Origin of the sequence: Nocardia wallacei (assembly GCF_014466955.1) — a bacterium.
In the GTDB taxonomy this organism is placed as follows: Bacteria; Actinomycetota; Actinomycetes; order Mycobacteriales; family Mycobacteriaceae; genus Nocardia; species Nocardia wallacei.
Genome location: NZ_AP023396.1, coordinates 648,976 through 669,757 on the forward strand (window position 1 = coordinate 648,976; position 20,782 = coordinate 669,757).

Consider the following 20,782-nt stretch of genomic DNA (forward strand, 5'->3'; position numbering starts at 1 on the left):
AGGCGGCACAGATCGACTGTGCGGCGTCGGGTGAGCATCAGCTCTCGGCGGGTTTGCACGTTCAGCAGTTTACCCGGTTCGGCGCGGGAATTGGACCCGGGGTCCGAAATTCGGGTCGCTAAGCAGCGTCGCGCACGGTCAGCGGGGTGATGGCACTGTGCAGGTCGGTGGCCTTCGGAACGCCGGAGATGCGGAACCGCTCCCGGCCGTCGGCGTCGAAGATGAACGTGGTCGGCAGCGACAGCACGTTGAGTTCTCTGGCCAGCGCGGGCTCGGCGTCGATGTCGACCTCGATGTCCAGCGGCGGCTGCGGCGCCTCGGCGAGATCGGCGACCACGCCCGCCACGACCCGCCGTACCGCGTCGCACGGGCCACACCAGTCGGCGGAGAAATGCAGCACCGCGGGCGCCGAGCCGGTGACGCCGACCGCGGCCAGCAGCCGGTCGCGCTCGGCGGCGGCGTCCGCGTCGGTGGGGGTGTCGGAGGTGGCGCGGACCCGGCCCGCGCGATACCGCAGCAGCAGGCCGACGGCGACCGCGACCACCAGCACGAGTACCAGAATCGTGAGTTCGGTCATGGCCGGGCGAACCTGTTCATGTCGATCGTCATGTTCTCGCCCTCGCCTTCGACGATGATGTTGCCGCCGAGCGCCTCGACCTTGGTCGGCGGCACACCGAACGGCAGGTCCTTGGTATCGATGGTGCGGGTGAAGCGGGCCAGCACCGCCGCCTTGTCCAGCTCCGGGCGCTGGGTCGTGGTGGTGATGGCGGTGGTGTCCGCGGACTTCTCGCGGTACAGGTCGGTGGCGACGATGCGCACCTGATCGCCGTCGAGCAGCAGGTTCACCTTGACGCTGACGCTGACCTTGTCCTTGTCGCTGTCGGTGCCGTCGCTGGTGCTCGTCTCGGAGCCGGCCGGGATGGTGCCGGTGAGGATGTAGGCGCCCTGGGTGGTCGAGCCCGTGCCGCCGGAACCGCCCGTGCCGTCGGACTTGTCGGCCGGCGGCCCGGTCAGCTGCAGGTCCGGAATCTTGAACAGCCGGCCCAGCTCGACCGGCTCGATGCGCATCCGGCCCGCCACCCGATCCACCGGGACCGAGCGCATCCGGCCGTCGATCAGGTCCCCGGCGGGCAGGTGCACGCCGTTGAGCGTGGCCTCGACCAGGATCTCGCCGGGGATGTCGCGGCGGTCGGCGTGGGCCCGGATCTCGACATTGTGATAGTCGCTACGCAGCGCCTGCCCCAGATACGGGAAGCCGTGAATGGTCACCTCGGGGTCGGCGCTGAGCTCGCCCCCGGCGCGCAGCGAGCGCGAGACGCGGTATTCGGAGTAGGCCGCGGCGGTGAAATCGGCGATCACCGCGAGCGCGACCACCAGCACCAATCCGCCGATGACGCGGCGTTTCCGGCCCGCTCCCCGCGCCTTCGCACCGGCCGTGGACCGCGGGGGGAGTTCCTCGCCGGGCCGGCGATCCTGCGGGGCCCGAGCCTCGGGCGTACCCGGTGAGTTACCCATACCCGAACGATATCTGCTGCCGCGCGGCCCGGCCGCACCGTGTGGCCGTCCGGCCACCGACTCGGGTGCACCGGTTGCCTGGAATGCGTGGTCATCGGGCCGGACGCGCTAATGTAGGCACGAATTACCTGTGCGGACGAGCATGAATTCGCGAATGACACCGAGGTTGCCGCGGACATGCCAGATTGGGAGGAGAGCTGGTGGAGCTGCTCCTGCTGACCTCCGACCCGAATCCGGAGTCGGTGCTGCCGTCGTTGGCGTTGTTACCGCACAACGTCCGGCCGGCGCCGACGGAGGTCGCCTCCCTGCTGGAGGCGGGCACCGCGGATGTGGCGTTGGTGGATGCGAGAACCGATCTGGCGGCCGCCCGCGGGCTGTGCCGGTTACTCGGTAGCACCGGATCGTCGGTGCCGGTCGTCGCGGTGCTCACCGAGGGCGGCCTGGTGGCGGTGAACGCCGACTGGGGCCTGGACGACATCCTGCTGCCGGGCACCGGCCCGGCCGAACTGGATGCCCGGTTGCGACTGCTGGTGGCGCGCAACGGCGGTGCGGCCAGCCCCGAGAACTCCGGCAAGATCACCCTCGGCGAGCTGGTGATCGACGAGGGCACCTATACCGCCCGGTTGCGCGGCCGCCCGCTCGATCTCACCTACAAGGAATTCGAGCTGCTCAAGTACCTCGCGCAGCACGCCGGCCGGGTGTTCACCCGCGCTCAGCTGCTGCAGGAGGTCTGGGGGTACGACTTCTTCGGCGGCACCCGCACCGTCGATGTGCATGTGCGGCGGTTGCGCGCCAAACTCGGCAGCGAGTACGAGTCGTTGATCGGCACGGTGCGCAACGTCGGTTACAAGGCCGTGCGCCCGGCCCGCAACAGCGGCAAGGGCGAGCCGACCAGTTTCCCCGATGACACCGACGGCCCCGGCGAGGGTCTCGATGCTTCCGAGGATGCCGTGCCCTGACCCGTGCCTGGGTAGCGCGGCCGCGTGGGCGGCCGACGATGATCGTGTACGTCGCAGTCGACAGGCAGGAGGCGTCGCGTGGCTGATCGCGGCGAGCTGGATTCCGAGCAGGTGGTGGCGGGCTGGACCGATCGGGTCGCGCCCGAGACCGCGCAGCGGATCCGGGGGGTGCTGGAGCGGGCGGCCGCCGCCGACGGGGTCGAGCCCGTCTCCGAACAGGCCGTGTTGTCGCTGACGACCGCGTCCCCGGCCCGGCATCTGCTGGCCGCGCTGGACGGCGAGGTGCTCGGCTACGCGAATCTCGTTCCCGCACATGGCGATCACCCGGCGATGGCCGAGGCGGTGGTGGATCCGCGGCAGCGGGGTCGCGGCATCGGCGCCACCCTGGTCTCGACCGCGCTGGCCGCCGGCGGGCCCGGCGCCCGGGTGTGGGCGCACGGGAATCTGGCGCCCGCGCGGGCCGTGGCGGGACGGCTCGGGCTGACCGTCGCCCGCGAGCTGTGGCAAATGCGCCGCCCGTTGGCAACTCCGGAGTTACCGGAACTCGCCGTCGCACCGGACCTTCTCGTGCGCACCTACGCGGGCCCCGCGGACGACGCCGAGCTGCTGCGGGTGAACAACGCCGCTTTCGACTGGCACCCCGAACAGGGCGGGTGGTCCACCGACGATATCGCCGTGCGCCGCGACTCGCCCTGGTTCGATCCCAAGGGCCTGTTCATCGCGGTCGACCCGGCCGATCCCGGGCGGATGCTCGGCTTTCACTGGACCAAGGTGCACCCCGAGACCGCCGGGCAGCCGCCGGTAGGCGAGGTCTACGTCGTCGCGGTCGACCCGGCCGCACAGGGCCGTGGGCTGGGCCGGTTGCTGACCCTGGCCGGGCTGCACTACCTGCGCGACTGCGGGCTGGACGAGGTGCTGCTCTACACCGAGGCGGACAACACCGCGGCGGTGCACACCTACACCCGGCTGGGCTTCGAGACCGCCCACGTCGACGCCGCCTACGCCGCGCGCTGACAGCCCGCGGGACGCGAGCTCAGTAACACTGCGGCAAATGTCACAGCCGTATCGCGCAATCGCGCCGGGTTGTTCACTCTGCGTTCACTTGCCCAGGTCCAACTGTCAACCGGCCGAACCTAGGTTACTTATGGGCAGCATTCACTGCCTGGTGCGCAAGTTCGGTGCGAACAGCCACCACACGGCACCCGTCCGGTTGTTGAGGGACCGGGCGTGTACTACGCGATTCCCGGAGGAATAGGTGAATCTCAAGCGCAGCAGCGCTCTGCTCGGTGTGCTGGCCGCGGCAGGTGCGTTGACCCTGACGGCCTGCGGCAGTGACGACAACACGACCGAGACCGGCGCGGCCTCGACCGTCAAGGTCGACTGTGGCGGCAAGAAGGCGCTCAAGGCCAGCGGCTCCTCGGCGCAGAAGAACGCCATGGACCGCTTCGTCGCCGCCTACGAGGCCAACTGCGACGGCCACACGCTCGACTACACGTCCAGCGGCTCGGGCGCCGGCGTGAACGAGTTCATCGGCGGCCAGACCGATTTCGGCGGTTCGGATTCCCCGCTGGACGCGAAGAAGGACGAGCCGAACAAGGCCGCCGCCCGCTGCGGCGCCCCGGCGTGGGACCTGCCCACCGTGTTCGGCCCGATCGCCGTCACCTACAACATCGATGGCATCGACGACCTGGTGCTCGACGGCCCGACCGCGGCCAAGATCTTCAACGGCCAGATCACCAAGTGGAACGACGTCGCGATCCAGAAGCTGAACACCGCGAACGCGAGCAAGCTGCCGGATCAGGACATCCACGTGATCTTCCGCAGCGACGAGTCGGGCACCACCGACAACTTCCAGAAGTACCTGGACGCCGCCTCCGAGGGCGCCTGGGGCAAGGGCGCGGGCAAGGGCTTCGCCGGCGGAGTCGGCGAGGGCGCCAAGGGCAACGAGGGCACCTCGGGCGCGATCACGAAGACCAAGAACTCGATCACCTACAACGAGTGGTCGTTCGCCCGGTCGCAGAACCTGTCGGTGGCGCGCATCCTGACCAACCCCTCGGTCAAGCCGGTGGAGCTGAACGCGCAGTCCGCCGCCGCCGCCATCGCGTCGGCCAAGATCGTCGGCCAGGGCAACGACCTGGTCATCGACACCAGCTCGTTCTACAAGCCGACCGACCCGGCCGCGTACCCGATCATCCTGCCGACCTATGAGATCGTCTGCTCGAAGTACAGCGACGCCGACACCGCCAAGGCGGTCAAGGCCTTCCTGACTTCGGCGATCAACAACGGTCAGAACGGCCTCGACGAGTCCGGCTACGTGCCGATCCCCGACGCGTTCAAGGCCAAGCTGACCACCGCCATCGACGCCATCTCCTGATTGCGCAGAACCCCATGACCGTGCACGACGAAGTCACCGCAGCGGACCGGTCGGATTCGACCGGTCCGCGGGCGGGCGGAGATACTCCCCCTATGTCCAGCGAACCCAGCACCGAACCGGCGCGACGCGGCCGCGCGCACAGTGCCCGCGCGGAAATGATCTTCCGCTCGCTGGCCACCGCCGCCGGCGCGACCATCGTCGCGGCGATCGCGCTCATCGCGCTGTTCCTGTTGATCCGGGCGGTGCCGTCGGTGGCGGCGAACAAGGCCAACTTCTTCACCAGTGCGGATTTCAACGTCGGCAACGCCGACGACATGCACTTCGGCATTCGCGACCTGTTCATGGTCACGGTGCTGAGTTCGCTACTCGCGCTGGTGATCGCGGTGCCGCTGGGCGTCGGGATCGCACTGTTCCTGACCCAGTACGCGCCGAAGATACTGGCCCGGCCGTTCGCCATCGTGGTGGATCTGCTGGCCGCGGTGCCTTCGATCGTGTTCGGTCTCTGGGGTTTCCTGGTGCTGGCGCAGCAGCTGGCGCCGTTCGAGGAGTTCCTGAACGACAACCTCGGCTGGTTCTTCCTGTTCAAGGACGGCAACGTCTCGATCAGCGGCGGCGGCACCATCTTCACCGCCGGGGTGGTGCTGGCCGTGATGATCCTGCCGATCATCACCTCGGTCAGCCGCGAGGTGTTCAACCTGACGCCGCGCGCGCACATCGAGGCCGCGCAGGCGCTCGGCGCCACCAAGTGGGAAGTGGTGCGGATGACCGTGCTGCCCTACGGCCGCAGCGGCGTGATCGCCGGTTCCATGCTCGGCCTGGGCCGCGCGCTCGGCGAGACCATCGCGGTGCTGGTGGTGTTGCGCACCGCGGCGTCGGCGGGGCACTGGTCGCTGTTCGACGGCGGCTACACCTTCGCCTCCAAGATCGCCTCGGCCGCTTCCGAATTCAGTCAGGCGTTGCCCACCGGCGCCTACATCGCCGCCGGTTTCGTGCTGTTCGCGCTGACCTTCGTGGTCAACGCGCTGGCGCGGATCGCGGCCGGCGGGAAGGTGAACGGGTAATGGCGACAACAACTCTCGACCGCCCGATCAAGGCGCCCGCGTTCCGGACCATCAGTCTGAGCCGCAGGATCCGCAACCAGGCCGCCACCGCCGTGATGTGGCTGTGCTTCGCGATCGCGCTGATCCCCCTGTGCTGGGTGCTGATCCTGGTGCTCAGCAAGGGTTTCGACGCCGTCGTCAGCAGTGGTTGGTGGGGCAAGTCGCAGAAGGGCGTGCTGCCCGATCAGTACGCCGGCGGTGTGTACCACGCCATCTACGGCACCATCGTGCAGTCCGCCGTGGCCGCCGTGATCGCGGTGCCGCTGGGCATCATGGCCGCCATCTATCTGGTCGAGTACGGCCGCGGCTGGCTGGCCCGGACCACCACGTTCATGGTCGACATCCTGGCCGGGGTGCCGTCGATCGTCGCCGCGCTGTTCGTCTTCGCGCTCTGGATCGCCACCCTCGGCGCTCCGCAGAGTGCCCTCGCGGTCGCGCTGGCGCTGGTGCTGCTGATGCTGCCGGTCGTGGTCCGCAGCACCGAGGAAATGCTCAAGCTCGTACCCGACGAGCTGCGCGAGGCGTCCTACGCCCTGGGGATACCGAAATGGAAGACCATCCTTCGGATCGTGGTGCCGACCGCGCTGCCGGGCATGATCAGCGGCATGCTGCTGGCGGTGGCGCGAGTCATGGGCGAGACCGCGCCCGTGCTGGTATTGGTCGGCTACTCGAAGTCCATCAATACCAACCTTTTCGACGGGAACATGGCGTCGCTGCCGCTGCTGATCTATCAGGAGCTGGCCAACCCGGAGCCGGCCGGCCGGTGGCGGGTGTGGGGCGCGGCCCTGACGCTGATCCTGATCATCGCGCTGCTGTATCTGGGAGCCGCGGTCGTCAACAAGCTGCTCACCCGGAACCGATAGAAGCGAACGGAACATTCGACATGGCCAAGCGGATCGACGTCAAAGATCTCAACATCTACTACGGCAAATTTCACGCCGTCGCCGACGTGCAGCTCACCGTGCTGCCGCGCAGTGTCACCGCCTTCATCGGTCCGTCGGGTTGCGGCAAGTCCACGGTGCTGCGCTCGCTCAACCGCATGCACGAGGTGACGCCGAACGCCCGCGTCGAGGGCGCGGTGCTGCTCGACGGCGAGGACATCTACGGGTCGCAGATCGATCCGGTGGGGGTCCGGCGGACCATCGGGATGGTGTTCCAGCGGCCGAACCCCTTTCCCACCATGTCCATTCGGGACAATGTGGTGGCGGGGTTGAAGCTGCAGGGCGTGCGGAACAAGAAGGAGCTCGACGAGGTCGCCGAGCGGTCGCTCAAGGGCGCCAACCTGTGGAACGAGGTGAAGGATCGGCTCGACAAGCCGGGTGGCGGGCTTTCGGGTGGTCAGCAGCAGCGGTTGTGTATTGCCCGGGCCATCGCGGTCTCGCCTGATGTGCTGCTGATGGACGAGCCTTGTTCGGCTCTGGATCCGATTTCCACTCTGGCTATCGAGGATTTGATCGCGGAGTTGAAGAAGGAATTCACCATCGTCATTGTCACGCACAACATGCAGCAGGCGGCTCGGGTCAGTGATCAGACCGCGTTTTTCAATCTCGAGGCTCAGGGCAAGCCGGGTAAATTGATCGAGATCGATGAGACCGAGAAGATTTTCTCCAATCCTTCTCGTAAGGAGACCGAGGACTATATCTCGGGGCGGTTCGGGTAGGTCGTATTTTGTTCCGCGCCGATATCTTTCTCGTTCAACGGTTTTCGCGGATGTGGTGCCCCGGTCCGGGTGGGCCGGGGCATTTTCGGGCCCAGCTTCGATTGTGATCCGGGTCACTATCGAGGGTTTGTTGTCGGGTTGCCGACTCATACCACGGGCGGTTGTCTGCGACTTCCGGTAACAGATACAGTTCCGGCTGACTACACCGATCGTTATAGCGATGGGAAGGATGGCTGGGATGGTTGTCTCGACGTTGGCACGGGCCGGGGGATCGCCCGCGCTACGGGTGCGGGTGTTCGCGCTGTTGGCGATCTGTCTCGCGGAATTGCTCGTGGTACTGGACAACACGTTGGTGAATGTGGCACTGCCTTCGATGGCGGTGCAGTTGCAGGCCCGGATGAGTGGGCTGCAGTGGATCGTGGATGCTTTCACGTTGGCGTTCGCGGGGTTGCTGCTGGCGCTGGGGCACCTGGGGGATCGGTTCGGGCGGCGGCGGGTGATGGTCATCGGGCTGGGGGGAGTCGCGGTGATGTCCGCCGCGGGGGCCTTGTCCACCTCGCTCGGGCAGGTGATCGCCGCTCGGGCGGGGATGGGAGTCTTTGCGGCGGCGGTGTTTCCGGCGACGCTGGCGTTGATCATCAACCTGTTTCCGGAGGCTCGGCTGCGGGCGGCGGCTATCGCCCTGTGGACGGCGATGGCGGGGGTCGCGGTGGCTGTCGGGCCGGTTACGGGCGGGTGGCTGCTGGAGTACTTCAGCTGGCATTCGGTCTTCTGGATCAATGTGCCCATCGCGCTGATCGCGATCGCGGCCGTGCTGCTGCTGGTGCCGGAGTCGCGGGCCGAGCACGCGGGGCGCTTGGACGTCGTCGGAATCCTGCTGTCGCTGGTGGCGGTGACGGCTCTGGTCTGGACGATTATCGAAGCGCCGAAAAACGGCTGGCTGGCCGGGCGCAGCATGACCGGCTATGTGGTCGCGGCCGTGCTGCTGGCCGGATATGTCGCCTGGGAACTGCGGGTGGAAGCCCCGGTGCTCGATGTGCGGCTGTTCCGGATCCGGCGCTTCTCGGTGCCCGCGCTGGCCATCACCGTGTCCTACTTCTGCGCCTTCGGCTTCCTGTTTCTGATCACCCAGTACTTCCAGGGCGTGAAGGAGTTCAGCGCGCTGGAGTTCGGAATTCACTCGCTGCCCTTCGCGGCGGCGGTGGGCGTCGGCGCCCCGGTCGCGACGTTGGTCGCGCAGCGCATCGGCACCACGGCGACGGTGTTGTCGGGGCTGCTGCTGCTCGCCGTGGGCATGTACCTGGCGGGGCAGGTGAAGGTCGAAACGCCTTATGTCGGAACGGTTCTGGTGTCCATGGTGCTGATGGGCGTCGGCTTCGGAGTGGTGCAGGGGCCCGCCACCGCATCGATCATGGGCGCCGTCCCGGAGCACGAGGCCGGTGCGGGCTCGGCGGTCAACGACACCACGCGCGAGGTGGGCGGGACGCTCGGGGTCGCGGTGCTCGGGTCGATCATGACCTCCACCTACACCGCGAACGTCGGCGCCCGCATCGACGCCATCCCGTCGGCGATCATGAACCCGGACCAGAAGAGCATCGCCCGCGACACGCCGATCAGCGTGCTCGAGATTGTCAAGGCGCCGATCAGCCCGTTCTTCGCCGGTGCGAAGACCGACCTGGTCCACGCCATGAAGGTGGCCGCGCTGGAAGGCGCGCAGGCGGCGTCGTACCTCGCGGTCGGCGCGCTACTGGTCTGCGCCGTCGCAGTAGCGGTGTTGCTGCCCTGGCGGCCGGAGCGCACCGAGTCGCCGTTGCTCGCCTGGCGCGAGCGGGACTAGATGTGCTCGACCTCCGCGTCCTCGTCCGGCGGGAGCACGCCGGTCACCAGGAACACCACGCGACGGCCGATCTCGACCGCGTGGTCGGCGAAACGCTCGTAGTAACGGCCCAGCAGGGTGACGTCGACGGCGGGGGCGACGCCGTACTTCCACTCCCGGTCCATCAGCAGGGTGAACAGATGGCGGTGCAGGTCGTCCATCGCCTCGTCGTCCTGGTTGAGCTGCGCGGCCCGCTCGGGGTCGCGCGTCTCGAGGACCTCCTGGGCCGCCTTGCCCATATTCACCGCGATGCGACCCATCTCGGCGAAGTAGCCGTTGACGGCCTCGGGTAACGCGTGGTTCGGATGCCGGCGCCGGGCGACCTTGGCGACGTGCAGCGCCAGGGCGCCCATCCGGTTCACGTCCGAGACGATCTGGATCGCGCTGACCACCTGGCGCAGGTCACCGGCGACGGGGGCCTGCAACGCGAGCAGTGCGAACGCCTTCTCCTCGGCCTGCGTGATCATCTCGGCGATCTGATCGTGCTCGCTGATCACCTGTTCGGCCAGCGTGAGATCGGCCTGCAGCAGCGACTGCGTCGCCCGGTCCATCGCGGAGCCCGCGAGGCCGGCCATCTCGCCCAGCATATTGGCGAGATCGGCCATTTGTTCGTTGTAGATGACACGCATGAAACCAAACACTAGTTCCCGGCGCTGACCAAGTCACGAACGGCGGGTGAACCCATGGTGTTGCCCGGAACTAGCGGATCTGCGCTGGTGACGGGCGCTCACTTGCAATTGTCGTCGGCGGCGTTGACATGCTCGAGGTCCGACGGCAGTGCGGCCGGGGTCTCGTCGGACGAACTCGCCGAGGATGTCGGCACCTCCGGCAGCGGGTTGCCGAAGCTCGTCGGCGCGTGCACCGTGCCGGTGAAATCCGAGCCCAGCGCCACCTCGACGATGCTGCCCAGTCCGCTGGTCGACTCGATCGTGGCGCCCGGGATCGCGGACGCGACCGTGGCGGCCTCGGCCTCGAGACCGGAGGAGTAGCGCACTTTCGTCGTCGAGATCGTGCCGCCGGAGTAATTGCCGACGTTGTAGATCTGGAAGCCCTGGTTGGACAGCTTGGTCGCCGAGGTGTTCGCGATGCCCGGGGTACCCGAGCCGTTGGACACCTGCACCGACACCGTGCTCGGGTCGACCGCGGTCAGCGCCTTCGGCGCCGTGGCGGGCGCGGCGGGTTTGCCGGGGGTCGGCTCGGGCGCTTTCTTCTCACCCGGCAGCGGCTGGTCGTCGATGATCGCGCGGAAGATCTCCTTGATGTCGGACTCGCGCGGAATCTCGTTGCCGTAGGACGTGGTTCCCGCGGTGGGCACGGTCAGAAAGGTGATCGCACCGGCGTCGACCTTCTGCAGCGAGCGGCCCAGCATCAACAGGTCCTTGGTGCTGACGGCGTCCATGAACGCGCTGCCGGAGAAGGCGTTGATGAAGTTGTTCAGTTTGCCGATGTCGAAGAGCACCTTGCTGGACAGCGCCCCGCGCAGCAGCGACGACAGGAACAGTTGCTGGCGGTGGATGCGGTCGTAGTCGCTGCGCTCCTCGCCGTAGACGTGCCGGGCCCGCACGTAGTCCAGCGCGGTCGGGCCGTTGAGCATCTGCCGTCCCGGATTGGGCAGGATGGTGCCGAGTTCGTCGTCGACCAACGGCTTCTTGGTGCACACTTCGACGCCGCCGATGGTGTCGACCATCGAGGAGAAGCCGTTGAAGTCGATGCCGACGAAGTGGCCGATGCGCAGGCCGACCAGTTTCTGGATGACCTTGGTCAGGCATTTCGGGCCACCGAGGGCGTAGGTGGCGTTCAGCTTGTCGCCGGCGGCCTGCGGGAACGACGCCTCGGTGTAGCGGGCCTTCTCGTTGTCCCAGCCCTCGCAGACCGGCCGGGTGACGTCGAGGTCGCGGGGGAACGACACGGCGACGACGCGCTGCCGGTTCTCGGGGATGTGCACGAGCATGACCGTGTCGGCGCGGGCGCCCTCGGCGTCCTCGGTGGTGCCGGCGCCGATATTGCCGTCCACGCCGGCGCGGGTATCGGTGCCCACGATGAGGAAGTTCTCGTCGCCGAGCTGACCGCCCGGGTCGACGATGTCGTCGGACTTCTCGTCCAGCGCCGATACCTGCTGGAAGCCGTTGTCTGTGGCGCGCAGGTAATTCCAGCCCACCCCCGTCACCACGAGCGCGAGCACCGCGACGAAGGCGGTGGTGCCGCGGGCGACCAATTGCACCCGCTGCCGCTGCCGCTGCTTGCTCTGCGCCAGCCGCGACAGCGTCGGCGCCCCGACGGTCTTCGGCCGCGCGGCCTGCGTGGCCCGCTCGGTCTCGGGTGTCTCCGCTTCGGGAACGGGGAGCTTGTCGGTCACCTGCTCGGCGGACTGCCGACCGGCACGCGCGGCGGTCGTGCCCGCTTCGGCCCCCGGATTTCCGGCGGGCGCACGGAACGACGCCGCCACGGGCCCCAGCGCCGCGGCCGGTGGCGGTGCGACGGTATCGGTCGGACGATCATCGGCGCCCGGCCCTCGCGCCGCCGAACCAGCCTGCGCGCCTTGCTCATCCGAATGCCGCCCGGTCGGTGCAGCGGCCGACTGCTGCGCCTCCCGCCCCTGCCCGGCGGACTGGACCCCGCCCATCCCCTGTGCCGCGGCCTGGCGCGCGCCTGGTCCCGAAGCGGCTGCCTGAACCCCGCCGGTCGCCTGTGCCGCGGCCTGACGGCCGCCCCCCGGCTGTCCGGCGTGCTGGCGCCTGCTCGCTCCCCGCCTGGCCGGTGGTCCTGCGTCCGGTGGTGCGGCGTGCTGGCGCCTGCTCGCTCCCCGCCTGGCCGGTGATCCTGCGTCCGGTGGTGGGGTGGACTGCCGGGTATCGGGTGCTGGCGTGGCCGGGGATCGCGTGCCGGGCGGCTGGTTACCCGGCTGCCGGGCACCGGATGACGAACCGGCGGATTGCCGTGTGCCGGAGGGTGTTCCGGCGGGCTGTGCGGCCACGGGCCGTGCGCCGGTCGGCGGGGCGGCGGGTGGTTGGTTGCGCGACTGCCTGGCGGGTTGCCCTGTTCCGGTGGGTGGTTGGGCCGCGGGCCGTGTGCCGGTCGGTGGTGCGGCGGGCGGCGGGTTTCCCGGCTGCCGTGGCGCGGGTTGCCGTGTGCCGGACGGTGTTCCGGTGGGTGGTTGGGCGGCCGCGGGGCGTGCGCCGGTCGGCGGGGCGTCGGTACGGCGGCGACGGCGGCCGCTGCGTTCGTCGTCGACGCGCTTCACCAGATCGTGCACGGTGATCGGTTCGGCACTGTCGTCGGTGTGCCGGCTGCGGCGTGGGGAGGGTTCGTCGTCACCCGATTCCGGGGCACGATAGCGCTCCCACGGGGCTCGACCGCCGGGCCCGGACGCACGCCCGTGCCGCTCGTCGTCACCCACCAAGGAACCTCGCTTTGCTCATCGTCTCCGACCGGACCTTGATGTGTTTACCCAAGGTTGGGTGAACCGCTCGGAGGCGCACAGCATCACCGGTCTCGAGCCATGATAACGATTCAGCCACGATGGGCCACTTGAAGGTGTGACACCCCAGGTCAGCCGCCACTGTGCAGGACGTCGGCGCCGGTGGGCACCGCGGCGTCCTCGGGGTCGTCGAGCCAGCCGTGGGGGAGGCTGACCTTGCCGGGGGAGCCCTGGCGGCCGCGGGGGCCCTCGGCGTCCTTGGGGAAGGGGGCGGTCGGGTCGAGGGCGGCGATCAGATCCTGGAGTTCGGTGAGGGTGGAGACGGTGGCGAAGCGGCGGCGCAGTTCGGCGCCGACCGGGAAGCCCATCAGGTACCAGGCCATGTGCTTGCGCAGGTCGCGCAGGCCCTTGTCCTCGCCGTCGTGGTCGGCCAGCAGGGTGGCGTGCCGGTAGAGGATCTCGCCGACGCGGCCCAGGGTCGGCCCGGCCGGAATCTGCTCGCCGCGCATGGCCGCCTGCAGTTCGGCGAAAAGCCAAGGGCGGCCCAGACATCCGCGTCCGACGACCACGCCGTCGCACCCGGTCTCGGCCATCATCCGCAGCGCGTCATCGGCGCTGAAGATGTCGCCGTTGCCCAGCACCGGGATCGTGGTGACGGCCTCCTTGAGCCGGGCGATGGCCGACCAGTCGGCGCTGCCGGAATAGCGCTGGGCCGCGGTGCGGGCGTGCAGCGCGACGGCCGCGGCGCCCTCGGCCTCCGCGATGCGCCCGGCGTCGAGGTAGGTGATGTGGTCGTCATCGATGCCGATGCGGAATTTCACCGTGACCGGGACGCCCGCGGGCTCGGCGGCGGCCACCATGCTGTGCACGATCTGCCCGAACAGCCGGCGCTTGTACGGCAGCGCGGAGCCGCCGCCGAGGCGGGTCACCTTGGGCACCGGGCAGCCGTAGTTCGTATCGATGTGGTCGGCGAGGTTCTCACCGACGATGATCCGGACGGCCTCGGCCATTGTGGCGGGGTCGACGCCGTAGAGCTGCATCGACCGCGGGTATTCGCCCGCGCCGAACGACATCATGTGCATCGTCTTCGGATCACGTTCGACGACGGCCCGCGCGGTGATCATCTCGCAGACGTAAAGCGAGGTGGGACTGCCGAATTCGCGGCACAGCCGCCGGAACGCCAGATTCGTGATACCCGCCATCGGCGCCAGCACGACCGGCGGATCGACCGGGTAGGGGCCGATGCGCACGTGTGTCTTGCTCTGGAGGACGGACTGCATGGTGTCCATTGTCCCTGTGGCGGACGCGCGGCGGGGCATCGGGTGACTGACCGAACACGCCGTGGTCGCCCGCCGTGGAACGAGAAACCGCCCCGGAGGTCGCGAGGCGACCCTCGGGGGCGGTTGTGGATCGCAGCTGTCAGCCGACGGAGGTGGTGGCCAGCTGGCGTTCGCGCTTGGCGGCCTCGCGGGCCAGCATGCGGTCGCGCTGTTCCTCGAACTTCACGACGTCACCGGCCAGCTTCTCCAGGAACAGGCCGAGCCGCTCGCGGGTCTGCTCGCCGCGGGCGGTGAAATCGGTGCGCTCGAAGATCTTCCACTTCTTGAGCACCGGCTGCACCACCTCTTCCAGGTGCTGGCGCAGGTCGTAGATGCCGTGCTTGGCCATCAGCACGCCGTTGCGGCGGAAGTTGGGCATGCCCGCGCCGGGCATCTGGAAGTTCTCCAGGATCAGCGTGATTGCCTCCAGCGCCTGGTCGGGCGACAGGTCCAGAGCCGCGCCGCACATGTTGCGGTAGAAGATCATGTGCAGGTTCTCGTCGGCGGCGACGCGCTGCAGCATGCGGTCGGCGATGGGGTCGTCGCAGACCTTGCCCGTGTTGCGGTGGCTGACGCGGGTGGCCAGCTCCTGGAACGTCACGTACGCGACCGAGTGCAGGAAGCCGGCGTCGGCCTCGGCGGGCGAGGCGAAACCGTTGGTCATGTGGATCATTCGCGCCTCTTCGAGCGCGACCGGGTCCACGCCGCGGGTGACGACCAGGTAGTCCCGCATGACGATGCCGTGGCGGTTCTCCTCGGCGGTCCAGCGACCGACCCAGGTGCCCCAGGCGCCGTCCTGGGAGAAGTTCTCGGCGATCTCTCGGTGGTAGGAGGGCAGGTTGTCCTCGGTGAGCAGGTTCGTGATCATGGCCGCCTTGGCGACCTCACCGAGCTTCGACTGCGACGGGTCCCAATCCACGCCCCCCAGCGCGGCGAAGTTACGGCCGTCGTCCCAAGGCACGTAGTCGTGCGGATGCCATTCCTTGGCCATCGACAGGTGGCGGTTGACGTTCTGCTCGGCAACCGGCTCCAACTCTGTCAGTAGTTCGAGTTGAGTCAGATCCCTTGCCATATACATACCCTTCGGTGTGTCGTTCTCTCTTGCTCGTCAGTCCCCCTTGGCCTTGCCGCCGCGGCCCATACCTTACGGCACCGTAGGTGTGATGCGAAACGCATCTGGGTGACTTCACAGTGGCCGTGACGGAACTCATATGACGACGTCGGGGCGGGTACAACACTTCCGAGTGTAGGCGTGCGGAGCACGCCACGCTGACTATCGCCGCCGCGAGCGAGATGTTAGCCCCGCGTTGTGACGGCGGGCCGGAGCGTTGTGGCTCCGGCCCGCCGGAAGGTGCCCCCACCAGGGCTCGAACCTGGGACCTGCGGATTAAAAGTCCGTAGCTCTACCAACTGAGCTATAGGGGCGCGGGTGGCAAGTCTAATGGTCCGGATCCGCGAGCGGTAACCGGTATCCGGCGGTTCGGCGTGTGGCGGTGTCGGCCCTGGTCGGCGGCGGGGCGCGGAGTCCCCGTGAGTGGGGAGGGGTCGTGCGGGGTGACAACTTCTCGTGTGCCGGCGATCGGACTGATACATCTTCGGGCCGCCGGACGATAGGCCCGAGACGGTGCTCGCCCGGCCGCGGCCGACCGGCGTCGCCCTCCGCGGCGGGCAAACACCTTGGTTTCCAATTTGTTTGAGCGCAGAAGTATGGAAACATCAACCAATCGTGGTGCGTGGCAACGCAATTGGTAGCGGAGGTAAGCGTGTCGGTGGTTCGTGCGGGCGGACGAGGGGCTGGGGTGCGGGTGTGGTCGTCCGGTGGCGGTTCGTCCGGGCCGGGAGTCGTGGGCGGTGAACGACGGTGGCGCGCGGCCGAATTCGCGAAAGGAACCAATCGCCCAGCCGGTTGCGGTGTATTTGCCATAGGCCGAGAAACGCGATTCGGCGAACTGACTTGCCGGTACGCCTTACAGTGGTCTGAGTATCGGGGTACGGTGACCGCTCGGTGAATTCCGGCAGGACCGGGAGTGCCCCGGCGGGACGGGATTCACCCTATGGTTGATGTGCCCGAAGATGTCGCGACCGGTCGGGCCGATCGCGATGCCCTGGAGACAGCGTCGCAGGAGGCAGATCCGAGACGAAGAAAACGCCCGGGTGCGCACCCCCTGCGGCGCACCCGGGCGTCGAGAACTATACCAGCCAGTGCGTTTCAGGTTTCTCGTTATTTTTCGTACCCAAAGTTTGAAAACCGGGCGGTAGCCCGAGTTGAAGTATTTGAAAATCTCATAACCTTCGCGCCGAGGACTGTTCCGAAGAAGAGTTCACCGGCGGCAAGTAGCTTCGGAGGCGTTTCGAGCATGGCACGGCAGCAAGAGCGGGCCCGCCGGACACGTGCGGCGATCATCAGGTCCGCGGCCGTTGAGTTCGGGAAGAGCGGTTATGCCGCGGCATCACTCAACCGCATATTGGAAGGGTCGCGCGCCACCAAGGGCGCCATGTACTTCCACTTCGACTCCAAGGAGGATCTGGCGCGCGCGGTATTGGACTCCGCGGTCGAGCGCTATCGCGCCACCACCGAAAGATGGCTCACCCGAACCGATCTCGGCGCGCTGGACGTGCTGCACGGGATGATCGACGAGATCGCCCTGCGGCTCGAGAACGACATCATCATCCAGGCCGAGTTCCGGCTCATCATCGAGCCCGAGTTCTATCGTGACGTCCAGGCCGGCGGCGGCCGCATTCTCGGCCGGGCCACCCGGCTGCTCGCGGTGCGCGCGGTCGACCAGAAGCAGCTGCGCCCGGAATCGGACGTGGACCGCCTCACCCGCACCCTCGCCGCCGCGCTGGCCGGCCAGCGCTACATCATCGACCTGCTCGGCGGCGGGATCGATCTGCGGTCGCGATTCACCGAGGCGCTGGAGGTGATCGTCGAATCCATGGCCACCCCCGAGTGGCTCGACGAGTTCCGGCGCGTCGGCTGGCGCGCGTCCGCTCGGCTGGAGGACCTCAACCTGAGCCTCTGACCAGCCGATTTGGGTTTCCCGATCGAGCTGTCATAAGCTATGCGGGCTCCCAACGGAAGCCGTTGGAAAACGGTCCGGAGACATCCGGCGGGCCCCCTTCGTCTAGCGGCCTAGGACGCCGCCCTTTCAAGGCGGTAGCGCGGGTTCGAATCCCGTAGGGGGTACGGTGGCAACATCGTTGGAGCAGAGCAAGGCCCTGTGGCGCAGTTGGTTAGCGCGCCGCCCTGTCACGGCGGAGGTCGCGGGTTCGAGTCCCGTCAGGGTCGCACACTTCGTCCAGGCATTCGGTACGGGTGCCCCGGCCAGGTAGCTCAGTTGGTACGAGCGTCCGCCTGAAAAGCGGAAGGTCGCCGGTTCGATCCCGGCCTTGGCCACCCTCTCAGGCCCTCCCATGCTCAGGGAGGGCCTTCGCCGTTTTCGAGGGTGGTTTGTGGGGGCCGCGCCCCCACGCCCCCGGCCCGGAGGGGCTTCGCCCCCCGGACCCCCCTTTTCTAGTGATGAGCTGCGGGGGGTGGCGTGGCTTGGGGTGGGCTGAGTGACTCCTTGGAGGGTTTTGGTGCTGGGGGGTTTTGCACTCGGGGACCAATGTTCTATGTGGGGTTTTTGCGTCGGGTAATCGGCTTGTGGGCTTTCGAGTGGGGGCCGTGTTCTTGATCGAATAGTGGGGTTTTGTGTCATGAACGGCGGGTCATCTGGATGGTTGAGGGGCGTTGGGTTTGCTGACTTGATCAATGATCAAGTCAGCAAACCCGCACGGGTGACTGGCTTTCGGTGGGGATTCGTCAGAGGGGTCTGGGGCGTAAGCGGTTGGGCTTGCTGGCGATTCGGGGTTGTGGTTGCTGTGATTGGTTTGCTCGGGTGGGGTTGCTCGCTGTGGGTTGCGGGGGTGCGGGGCGGGTTCGGCGGCGCGGGGTGGGGGTGGGTGGGATGCTGGGGTCATGGGTGACTCCGATGCTTGGTACTACTGCCTGAAGCACCAGCGCGCCGAGCAGGGGAAGCGGTGCTGGTTCGCCGACCGGATGGGGCCGTATCCGGACCGGGGTACGGCCGAGCGGGCGCTCGATATCGTGCGGGAACGCAATGCTCGGGCGGACGCTCGCGACGACGACTGAGGGCGGTCGGCCGCTTCCCCAGAGCTAACTCGAACGGGCTCGGGTTGTTGGGCTACGGTTCGTTGAGCAGAATCGTGCCCGCACCTCGCGCGGGTGTGCAGCCGGGTCGAATCGAGCGGAGGGCGACTTGTGAAGGTGACCGTGGTGGTGCCGACCTACAACGAGCGGGAGAACCTGCCGGTGGCGGTGGAGCGGCTGACCGCGCTACCGGTCGCCGACCTGCACATCCTGGTCGTCGACGACAACTCGCCGGACGGCACGGGCGAGGTCGCCGACAAGCTGGCCGCCGAGCTGCCGGCCGTGGTGGGCGTGCTGCACCGCACCGAGAAGGACGGGCTCGGCCGCGCCTACATCGCCGGCATCACCAAGGCGCTCGACGAGGGCGCCGACGTCGTCATCCAGATGGACGCCGACCTGTCGCACCCGGCCGAGGTGATCCCGGCCATGCTGGAGAAGCTGACCTTCGGCGCGGCGGGCGAGCGCCCGGGCGTCGTGCTCGGCTCGCGCTACGTCCCGGGCGGATCCACCGCTGCGGAATGGAAGTGGTACCGCAAGGCGCTGTCGGCCTGGGCCAACTTCTACGTCAACGCCATCCTGCGGCTGGGCGTGAAGGACGCCACCGCCGGGTTCAAGGCCTGGCAGGCCGACACCCTGCGCGCCATCGACGTCGCCTCGATCCGCAGCAACGGCTACTCGTTCCAGGTCGAGATGAACTACCGCACGGTCAAGCAGGGCATCGCCATCGCTGAGGTGCCGATCCGGTTCGAGGAGCGCACCAAGGGCGCCTCCAAGATGAGCCTCAAGGTGCAGCTGGAATCGGCGCTGATGCCGTGGAAGCTGCTGCTCGGCCGTCAGGTCTGACGCACCGCCGTCGAATTCTCCTGCGGCGCGGGCCAATCGAGCAGCGTCTCGACGAACAGCCGGCGGACGCGCTCGACCTCGGCGTCCATCTCGCGGGGATCCCACTCGCCGACATCGATCGGCGCGAGCACCGCCACATCCACGACACCCTTGTGCACGATCGCCGAATCGCGCCAGGCGATCTCGCCCGCATTGCGGATCACCAGCGGCACGATCGGCACCCCCGCCTGCCGCGCGATGTGGAACGCGCCCTTCTTGAACGGGCCCACCCGCGGTGTCAGCGAGCGCGTGCCCTCCGGCGCGACGACGATCGACAGGCCGCCGCGCAGCGTCTCCACGACCGGTGCCAGCGCCGCCCGCGTCCCCGCGCTGTCGGAGCGATCGATGAAGGTCGCCCCCGCGAACCGCATCAGCGGACCGAACACCGGATTGCGGGTGATCTCCTGCTTCACGATGCCGGTGAAACCGGATCGCAGCACCTGCGCCAGCACCACCATGTCGAACTGGCTCTGGTGGTTGAAGATGAACACCGCCGGACGGGCGTCGCGGGCGTGCTCGGCGCCGGTGACCCGGACCCGCACCCCCGTCGCGCGCAGCGTCGCTCCGGCGGCACAGCTGATCATGGCGTCCGCCATCGCCCGCCGCTGCCGGGTCGGCGCCTTGGCCGCCACACCCGCCAGCGCCCCGCCGAGCAGGCTCGCGAAACCCGCTGCGGTGCGGGCGACATCGCTCGCCTGGGCCGAGCGCCGAGGGCGGAAGCTCAGCACCGGCCAGTCCCGCTCGCCCGCCTCGAGGGCCATGCGCGGGTCGGGGTTCACCGCGTGCGGGCGACCCACGAGTTCCAGCAGCGGAAGGTCGGTGGCGGCGTCGGCGTAGGCGTAGCTGTCGGACAGGTCCAGCTCATGCGTGGCCGCGAACCGCCGCACCCGGTCGGCCTTGCCGTTGCGCCACAGCGGCTTGCCGTCCACGTACCCGGTGAGCACGCCGTCCTGCGCGGCCATGGCCGTGCAGAGCACGTGCTCGATGCCGAGTTCGGCGGCGGCGGGTGCGACCTGGAAACGGGTCAGGCAGCTCGCCAGCACCAGCGTGTGCCCGGCCGCCTCGTGCGCGCGGATCAACCGCCACGCCTCCGGATACAGGTGCCCGTAGACGGTCCGGCGGAACAACTGCTCGCCGAGTTCGGTGAGCTCGGCCTCGGTGTGCCCCGCCCACCCGTGCATCACCCGCTGCAGGAACCGCTCGTACTCACCCTCGGCCCGCGTGCCACGGATGCTGTCGAGCATGGCGGCCGCCGGATCCCGCCGCGAATCCCGCCGCCGCAGCGCCCGCCGCAGCACCGACGGCGGCGTGAACCCGTGCACCACCGTGCCACCGAAGTCGAACACCGCCGCGATCCGCGGCCCCCGCGGCCCCGCCCCGATCGCCGCCACCGCCTCGTCCACCGACATCGAACTCATATCCACACCTCGCCGAAGCTCGAGCCCTCGATCACAGGATGGGCGGATATGGCTCTTCGGCCTGCGCCTCGGTGGGTGGGGGAGGTTCGGCGGTAGAGCTTGTGGGCG

17 protein-coding genes and 4 tRNA genes are annotated in these 20,782 nt (G+C 68.4%); 13 read left to right on the forward strand and 8 right to left on the reverse strand.

Features of this window, described 5'->3' with window-relative positions; genetic code table 11:
* Positions 1-118: 118 nt before the first annotated feature.
* Complete coding sequence (locus tag NWFMUON74_RS03045) at positions 119-577, reverse strand: thioredoxin family protein (RefSeq protein ID WP_187686483.1); 459 nt, start codon at positions 575-577, stop codon at positions 119-121.
* Entirely contained in the window at positions 574-1,515 is a 942-nt protein-coding gene (locus tag NWFMUON74_RS03050) for an LmeA family phospholipid-binding protein (RefSeq protein WP_187686484.1), read from the reverse strand. Before NWFMUON74_RS03050 ends, NWFMUON74_RS03045 begins: the two co-directional genes overlap by 4 nt.
* Positions 1,516-1,715: 200 nt before the next feature.
* On the opposite strand from NWFMUON74_RS03050, the gene NWFMUON74_RS03055 reads away from it, so the two are divergent.
* The 7 genes from NWFMUON74_RS03055 (at position 1,716) to NWFMUON74_RS03085 (ending at position 9,445) form a co-directional block, all read left to right on the forward strand.
* Positions 1,716-2,474, forward strand: coding sequence for a winged helix-turn-helix transcriptional regulator (locus NWFMUON74_RS03055; RefSeq protein WP_187686485.1), 759 nt, complete (start codon positions 1,716-1,718; stop codon positions 2,472-2,474).
* 111 nt (positions 2,475-2,585) lie between these two features.
* Positions 2,586-3,488: a mycothiol synthase gene (mshD, locus tag NWFMUON74_RS03060; protein ID WP_187688891.1), complete on the forward strand. Its 903-nt coding sequence runs from the start codon at positions 2,586-2,588 to the stop codon at positions 3,486-3,488.
* A 241-nt stretch (positions 3,489-3,729) separates the two neighbouring features.
* Positions 3,730-4,848, forward strand: a complete 1,119-nt coding sequence (gene pstS, locus NWFMUON74_RS03065; RefSeq protein WP_187686486.1) for a phosphate ABC transporter substrate-binding protein PstS — start codon at positions 3,730-3,732, stop codon at positions 4,846-4,848.
* 92 nt (positions 4,849-4,940) lie between these two features.
* Positions 4,941-5,909: a phosphate ABC transporter permease subunit PstC gene (gene pstC / locus NWFMUON74_RS03070; RefSeq protein ID WP_187686487.1), complete on the forward strand. Its 969-nt coding sequence runs from the start codon at positions 4,941-4,943 to the stop codon at positions 5,907-5,909.
* Entirely contained in the window at positions 5,909-6,811 is a 903-nt protein-coding gene (pstA, locus tag NWFMUON74_RS03075; RefSeq protein WP_187686488.1) for a phosphate ABC transporter permease PstA, read from the forward strand. Before pstC ends, pstA begins: the two co-directional genes overlap by 1 nt.
* A 20-nt stretch (positions 6,812-6,831) precedes the next feature.
* A complete protein-coding gene (pstB, locus tag NWFMUON74_RS03080) occupies positions 6,832-7,608 on the forward strand; it encodes a phosphate ABC transporter ATP-binding protein PstB (RefSeq protein WP_187686489.1) in 777 nt (258 codons plus the stop codon).
* 238 nt (positions 7,609-7,846) lie between these two features.
* Complete coding sequence (locus NWFMUON74_RS03085) at positions 7,847-9,445, forward strand: DHA2 family efflux MFS transporter permease subunit (protein WP_187686490.1); 1,599 nt, start codon at positions 7,847-7,849, stop codon at positions 9,443-9,445.
* Here NWFMUON74_RS03085 and phoU read toward each other — a convergent pair.
* The 5 genes from phoU to NWFMUON74_RS03110 form a co-directional block, all read right to left on the reverse strand.
* Positions 9,442-10,113, reverse strand: coding sequence for a phosphate signaling complex protein PhoU (gene phoU, locus NWFMUON74_RS03090; protein ID WP_187686491.1), 672 nt, complete (start codon positions 10,111-10,113; stop codon positions 9,442-9,444). The genes NWFMUON74_RS03085 and phoU overlap by 4 nt on opposite strands.
* A 98-nt stretch (positions 10,114-10,211) precedes the next feature.
* Positions 10,212-12,107 carry an LCP family protein gene (locus NWFMUON74_RS03095; RefSeq protein WP_187686492.1) on the reverse strand — a complete coding sequence of 632 codons (1,896 nt, stop codon included), beginning with the start codon at positions 12,105-12,107 and terminating at the stop codon, positions 10,212-10,214.
* 926 nt (positions 12,108-13,033) lie between these two features.
* Entirely contained in the window at positions 13,034-14,182 is a 1,149-nt protein-coding gene (gene dusB, locus NWFMUON74_RS03100) for a tRNA dihydrouridine synthase DusB (protein WP_187686493.1), read from the reverse strand.
* A gap of 139 nt (positions 14,183-14,321) precedes the next feature.
* A complete protein-coding gene (locus NWFMUON74_RS03105; RefSeq protein WP_187686494.1) occupies positions 14,322-15,293 on the reverse strand; it encodes an acyl-ACP desaturase in 972 nt (323 codons plus the stop codon).
* Positions 15,294-15,573: 280 nt separating this feature from the next.
* Positions 15,574-15,646, reverse strand: a tRNA-Lys gene (locus NWFMUON74_RS03110).
* Between the two features lie 932 nt (positions 15,647-16,578).
* Between NWFMUON74_RS03110 and NWFMUON74_RS03115 the strand changes: the two genes are divergently transcribed.
* From NWFMUON74_RS03115 to NWFMUON74_RS03140, 6 genes are all read left to right on the forward strand, one after another.
* Entirely contained in the window at positions 16,579-17,244 is a 666-nt protein-coding gene (locus NWFMUON74_RS03115; RefSeq protein ID WP_187686495.1) for a TetR/AcrR family transcriptional regulator, read from the forward strand.
* A 91-nt stretch (positions 17,245-17,335) separates the two neighbouring features.
* Positions 17,336-17,408, forward strand: a tRNA-Glu gene (locus tag NWFMUON74_RS03120).
* Between the two features lie 28 nt (positions 17,409-17,436).
* A tRNA-Asp gene (locus NWFMUON74_RS03125) sits at positions 17,437-17,510 on the forward strand.
* Positions 17,511-17,544: 34 nt separating this feature from the next.
* A tRNA-Phe gene (locus NWFMUON74_RS03130) sits at positions 17,545-17,618 on the forward strand.
* A gap of 564 nt (positions 17,619-18,182) precedes the next feature.
* Positions 18,183-18,356, forward strand: a complete 174-nt coding sequence (locus NWFMUON74_RS03135) for a hypothetical protein (protein WP_187686496.1) — start codon at positions 18,183-18,185, stop codon at positions 18,354-18,356.
* A 147-nt stretch (positions 18,357-18,503) separates the two neighbouring features.
* Entirely contained in the window at positions 18,504-19,217 is a 714-nt protein-coding gene (locus tag NWFMUON74_RS03140) for a polyprenol monophosphomannose synthase (RefSeq protein WP_187688892.1), read from the forward strand.
* Here NWFMUON74_RS03140 and NWFMUON74_RS03145 read toward each other — a convergent pair.
* On the reverse strand, positions 19,208-20,674 hold the full coding sequence (locus NWFMUON74_RS03145; RefSeq protein ID WP_187686497.1) for an HAD-IB family hydrolase: 1,467 nt from the start codon (positions 20,672-20,674) through the stop codon (positions 19,208-19,210). The genes NWFMUON74_RS03140 and NWFMUON74_RS03145 overlap by 10 nt on opposite strands.
* Positions 20,675-20,782: the final 108 nt, after the last annotated feature.